This is a genomic window from Oleiphilus sp. HI0123, assembly GCF_001635315.1.
On sequence record NZ_LWGE01001306.1, the window covers coordinates 1 to 4,741 of the forward strand.

The 4,741-nt window shown below is 43.3% G+C and carries 6 protein-coding genes; 2 read left to right on the plus strand and 4 right to left on the minus strand.

Annotation, left to right across the window (positions count from 1 at the left end; genetic code table 11):
* The coding region (locus A3761_RS15875; protein ID WP_156491889.1) for an acyclic terpene utilization AtuA family protein at positions 1-1,140 on the minus strand (1,140 nt) is incomplete at its 3' end.
* Between the two features lie 216 nt (positions 1,141-1,356).
* Here A3761_RS15875 and A3761_RS15880 point away from each other — a divergent pair.
* A complete protein-coding gene (locus A3761_RS15880) occupies positions 1,357-1,953 on the plus strand; it encodes a TetR/AcrR family transcriptional regulator (RefSeq protein ID WP_068510446.1) in 597 nt (198 codons plus the stop codon).
* A 120-nt stretch (positions 1,954-2,073) separates the two neighbouring features.
* Here the strand turns inward: A3761_RS15880 and A3761_RS15885 are convergent, their stop codons facing one another.
* On the minus strand, positions 2,074-2,667 hold the full coding sequence (locus A3761_RS15885) for a proprotein convertase P-domain-containing protein (RefSeq protein ID WP_068510448.1): 594 nt from the start codon (positions 2,665-2,667) through the stop codon (positions 2,074-2,076).
* 313 nt (positions 2,668-2,980) lie between these two features.
* Positions 2,981-3,505: a hypothetical protein gene (locus tag A3761_RS15890; RefSeq protein ID WP_068510450.1), complete on the minus strand. Its 525-nt coding sequence runs from the start codon at positions 3,503-3,505 to the stop codon at positions 2,981-2,983.
* 293 nt (positions 3,506-3,798) lie between these two features.
* On the opposite strand from A3761_RS15890, the gene A3761_RS15895 reads away from it, so the two are divergent.
* Positions 3,799-4,254: a hypothetical protein gene (locus A3761_RS15895; protein ID WP_068510452.1), complete on the plus strand. Its 456-nt coding sequence runs from the start codon at positions 3,799-3,801 to the stop codon at positions 4,252-4,254.
* Positions 4,255-4,259: 5 nt separating this feature from the next.
* On the opposite strand, the gene A3761_RS15900 is transcribed toward A3761_RS15895, so the two are convergent.
* Positions 4,260-4,741, minus strand: a 482-nt coding sequence (locus tag A3761_RS15900) for a M23 family metallopeptidase (protein ID WP_197473070.1), incomplete at its 5' end; no start/stop codon positions are given.

Genomic DNA, 4,741 nt, shown 5'->3' on the forward strand with positions numbered 1-4,741 from the left:
AGATGCGCCTTGTTCACCGTAAGTGGTTTCGGTGCCCAGTAACTCAATGCTTTTTTCCGAATAGGCCTTCAAGCCCTTAGCCTCGATCATATGGCTAGTCTTTTCAAGAATCGCTTCAGCCACGGCTTGGGCTTTCGCTTTTGCGTTGATTCCGGCTAACAAGAAGGTGACGGTGCACTTGAAACCGTCTCGCCAGGTTGCTGATACCTTGTATTGATCGCTCGGTGCTCGGCCTAGTGCGCCTGACACTTGGACGATATTGGCGCCGTCTTGCTTTAATCTGACTTGTGTAAAGTCGCAAGTAACGTCGGGTAATAGGTAAGCGTTAGGGTCACCGATCTCATAAACCAATTGCTCTGCAACGGTTGCTTCAGAAACTAAACCACCTGTATCTTTTGGCTTGGTGACAAAGAAGGAACTATCGTCCTTAATTTCAACAATAGGGAAGCCCATATCAGCAAAATCATCTTTAACGAGTTCCCAATCAGTGAAATTGCCACCGGTACAGTGGGCACCACATTCGATGATATGACCGGCCAAGCTGCCTTGTGCCAGTTTGTCGTAGTCATTCCAGGCCCAGCCAAACTCATGAACCATCGCACCCAACACGACGGCACTATCGACAACACGACCTGTGACAACGATATCAGCATCAGAATCTAGCGCGACGGCTATACCGGGCGCTCCTAAATAGGCATTCATGCTAACAAACATTGGTGGCATATCTGCACCGGTAAACATTTCTTTAACGCCTTGCTTGGCATAGTGAGACTTTTTCGGTAGTACGTTGTCGCCATCGACCATGGCAATTTTCAACTCAAGGCCCGTGGATTCAGCTACCTTTTCAAGTGCAGCGACACAGGCTTGCGGGTTAACGCCGCCAGCGTTGCTGATGATTTTGATGCCCTTGGTTTTTATTGTTTTAAGTAAGGGACCCATAGCGGTTTCGACAAAGTCCGAGGCGTAGCCGGCATTGGGGTCTTTCATTTTTTGTCCGGCCATAATAGACATAGTGATCTCGGCTAAATAATCAAAGACAAGGTAATCAATATTACCTTTCTCAACTAGCTGAGCTGCTGCGGTTTCTGTATCGCCCCAAAATGCTGAGGCGCAGCCAATGCGTATGCTGCTTCTTGCCATGATGTTTACCTGTTTCACTAATTAAACGTCTGTTGTTCTAATCATTTGGAACGCTATCACCAAGTCAACTTTACCAAGCAAGCGCTTGGTTTGTAAACCCTGTATTTTGCGTTATGATGTTTATCTGAAATAATGCTCAAGCAAGCACTTGGTCAAATAGCCCGAACTTCCTTGTGTGTAGGCTATTCTGTCTTTTTGTAATAGGTGTAAAAAATTATGAATGGTAAAGAGTTAATAAAAGAAGGTCTGATGACAGATCCAAAAAGTGCTAAAGGCAGATTACTAATTGAGGCTGCTAGACTATTTCGAGTGAAAGGCTATGAACGCACGACAGTGAGAGACCTTGCGGCGGCCGTGGGTATTCAATCAGGCAGTATTTTTCACCATTTCAAAACCAAAGAAGAGATACTTAAAGCAGTGATGGAAGAGGTGATTATCTATAATACGCACCTGATGCGTACCAAACTCGCTGCAGCAAGTTCGGCCAAAGAAGAAGTTCTTGCATTAATTACTTGTGAGATCGAAGCCATCACGGGTGTTACCGGGGATGCGATGTCTGTTCTAGTCTATGAATGGCGTAGCCTAAACGAAGGAAACCAAAGAGATATTCTTAAGCTTAGAGATGAATATGAGCAGCTATGGTTAGGTGCTTTAGATAAAGCTAAAGCAGAGGGGCAGATTAAGGCGGATACTTTTATTTTACGTCGTTTCTTAACTGGAGCATTAAGCTGGACGACTACCTGGTATAAGCGGGATGGAGAAATATCAATTGAAGATTTGGCTGAACAAGCACTGCTCTTGGCGATTAAGTAAGTAGAGGTGTAAAGTATAGCGTTACTTATTGAGAGCTGGTTTATTCGGCCAACATTAATGGCCAGCTACCAATGTTTGCCGGAAGGTTGCTGCCTCTAATGCAGAGGCAGCAAATCATGCTTAAACTCTTCTACGAGTAAAGCCAAGGCCTGCTAGTCCAAGACCAAGCAAAGCAAGAGTACCTGGCTCGGCTACTGACACAGAGTCGGCAGTATCACCACTGATACCCCAAGCATTAAGAGTACCTGTGTCGCCAGCTAATCTATCGAAGATGGTAAGTTGCCATACAGTGCTGAGTGACTCGCCATCAAATGCTGAAAGCAATTCAGTGCCCTGGAAGGTTCCTGGGCCAAAAGGCGCTGCGACAGTGCTTATATGAGTTCCTGCTTCGTCATCAAAAGTGACTTGAGCTAGGTTATCACCTGAGCCACCATACTGGTCGAATAGCTGCACTTCGGTACCTGTAAAAGTGTTTGTGATAAAGATATCTAGGTCTTGCATCCAAGTGTGTTCAATATCAATGTAAACATTTAGGTCTGCGATGGTTCCAGAGGCGCCAACTGTATTAAAGATAAAGCTGTAGGTGTTACCTGCTGTTCCGTCTTGAGGGATTCTTTCTGGAACGTCTATCGCGTCATAGCTAAATGGTACAGCGAATGCTGCTGATGAGCCGCATAGCATTGTAGCGACTAATGCTGGTTTTAGTTTTTTCATGTGTAAACTCCCTTAGAATAATTTTAGTGCGTTCTTGCACTCACTGAAGTAAGCGGGAATTATGCCGTTATTTATATATTCTATTAATGCTTGGTTGTTATAGTTTGTGCTTATAGATCGTTGATCTTTATGTGTAAAAAAAACTGACATGAGATGTTTTGTTTTTGTGGCTGCTATGACCCAGAAAATATTGCATCGCTTCTTGCTAACACCGGAGAGACTAGCTAAATGGTTTGCATGAGGGGCTTCTATGCTAGGTGTTGCTTAGGTTATGCGAGTGCTTGTAAGGCATTGAGCGGTTTACCCTGTAGGTTTAAACTGTTAGTCCAATTTCCTTCTTCAATGATTCCATAGCTCTAACTACCTGAGCATTTTCTTCCTGTATCGTAATAAACTCATCATCGTTAGATGAATCTTTTACATGGCTATGAACAATAGCGTCTTTATTTACGGGCTTTTCTTGTAACGGCGCATCAAAAAAGAAGTCATCGATATAATCATTTAGTAAATCTTTTTTGGCGATAGGTTTCGTTGCTTCATTCGAACTTAGGCTTTCATTTTCTACTGAAAATAATACTTCAGGTTCGGGAAGCGTTTTTAGAAAAGACTTTGGCTTGGATGCCTTGCCTGGCGCGGCAACTGTTCTTGAGTGCTTAGTTTGCTGGACGGAATCAGGGGTACTGGTTGCTGCTAGAGAGTTGTGACTGTAAGCCTCTTTGTATAAAGATCTAATCTTTAGAAACTTGATGCCGATTAATAATACAACTAGCGCTTCAAGGGTATGGATAATGGTGATAATCACAGTCAGCTCACTAAAGATAAAGTTTAGCCACGTCATTCGTTGTGGCAGAAAATGCTATGATTCTTACCTTAGTTCCTTTAAGAGCTCCCTTAAGAAATGCTTCCCTAGTAGCAGTATTTATAGCACTTATATTAACGTTATCTTTAACTGTCGTATAGTTTAATTTTGAGACCAGTTTGCCAAAAACAACTAGTGAACGCTATTGACAGCTTATCGCCGGGCTTGCGGTTCAATATAGGTAGTGTTGTTGAGAGTTAATGCACTCATTGGGTGCCTGGGATATACTGCAAGCAGTTTAAGAATATTACTTACCTTCAATAAGAGGCCTTATGTCGGAACAAGAAAATACTTCACAAATGCTGGTCGATATAAGTGGTGATCTACTCTATTCAGCGGGCAGTGCGAGTGAATTACAGTCACGTCTAGATATGCTTGTTGTTGCCTGGAATATGTCCTTGCTTTCTCGCGCTGATAGAGCGCTGAAAATGAAGCGTTTTATACGTAAACAGAAAGGCGCAGCCCCAAGTAAGGATGCATTAAAAAGCTTAGAGGGCGAGATAAAAAAGATTGTTAAGCGCAAGCTGGATTTGTATCCAGGCCTAGACACCGAGTTAGTGAGAGCCGAGGCGCTTATTCAGTCCCAGGATAGTTTTGAAATTAAAGTCTACTTCAAAGACAAGGAAGAAGAAGCGAAGCAAGAACAAGCAAAATATACGATTACTCGCTTAAATGAAGAAATGGCAACTCGAGAGCTCAGCGATCTAAGTAAGCTAGGAATCAAGTAAATATTTTAATGCCCAGTTGGAAGCAACCACATGCCCTGCTCAGGTTTAAGTGGGCTTCCTTTTTGCATTAGTTTGAAAGGTAGAGACTTGCTCCGCCCCTTGTCATTTTTACGTATAACAAAATGTAGGTGTGGGCCTGTGGAGTAACCCGTGTTCCCTGAGAGCGCCAAGATTTGACCTGCCTTAACTTTATCCCCAGCTTTCACTCGTATACTGCCCAAGAGTAAATGTGCATACACCGCATAAGTTCCATCATCGTGAAGAACTCTTACGACATTCGCTTTATCAATAAAAAAAGGGCTTGAAACGCCAGCTGAGGCGTAGTCATCTTTTGTCGAAATAACGACTCCACCGCGCGCTGCGCTAATCTGGGTTCCTACTGTCATACCAATATCGATTGCATATAGGCTTGGTTGCGAATTGTGGCTAAAGCGGCCCTTGAAGCTTTGCGTGACTTTCATTGGTTTAAAGTTTTTGAATGGTGGTA

Excerpts from the sequence above, each read along its gene's own strand:
- A3761_RS15885 (WP_068510448.1), bottom strand. The coding sequence starts at position 2,667 with ATGAAAAAACTAAAACCAGCATTAGTCGCTACAATGCTATGCGGCTCA.
- A3761_RS15895 (WP_068510452.1), top strand. The coding sequence starts at position 3,799 with ATGTCGGAACAAGAAAATACTTCACAAATGCTGGTCGATATAAGTGGT.
- A3761_RS15890 (WP_068510450.1), bottom strand. The coding sequence starts at position 3,505 with ATGACGTGGCTAAACTTTATCTTTAGTGAGCTGACTGTGATTATCACC.
- A3761_RS15880 (WP_068510446.1), top strand. The coding sequence starts at position 1,357 with ATGAATGGTAAAGAGTTAATAAAAGAAGGTCTGATGACAGATCCAAAA.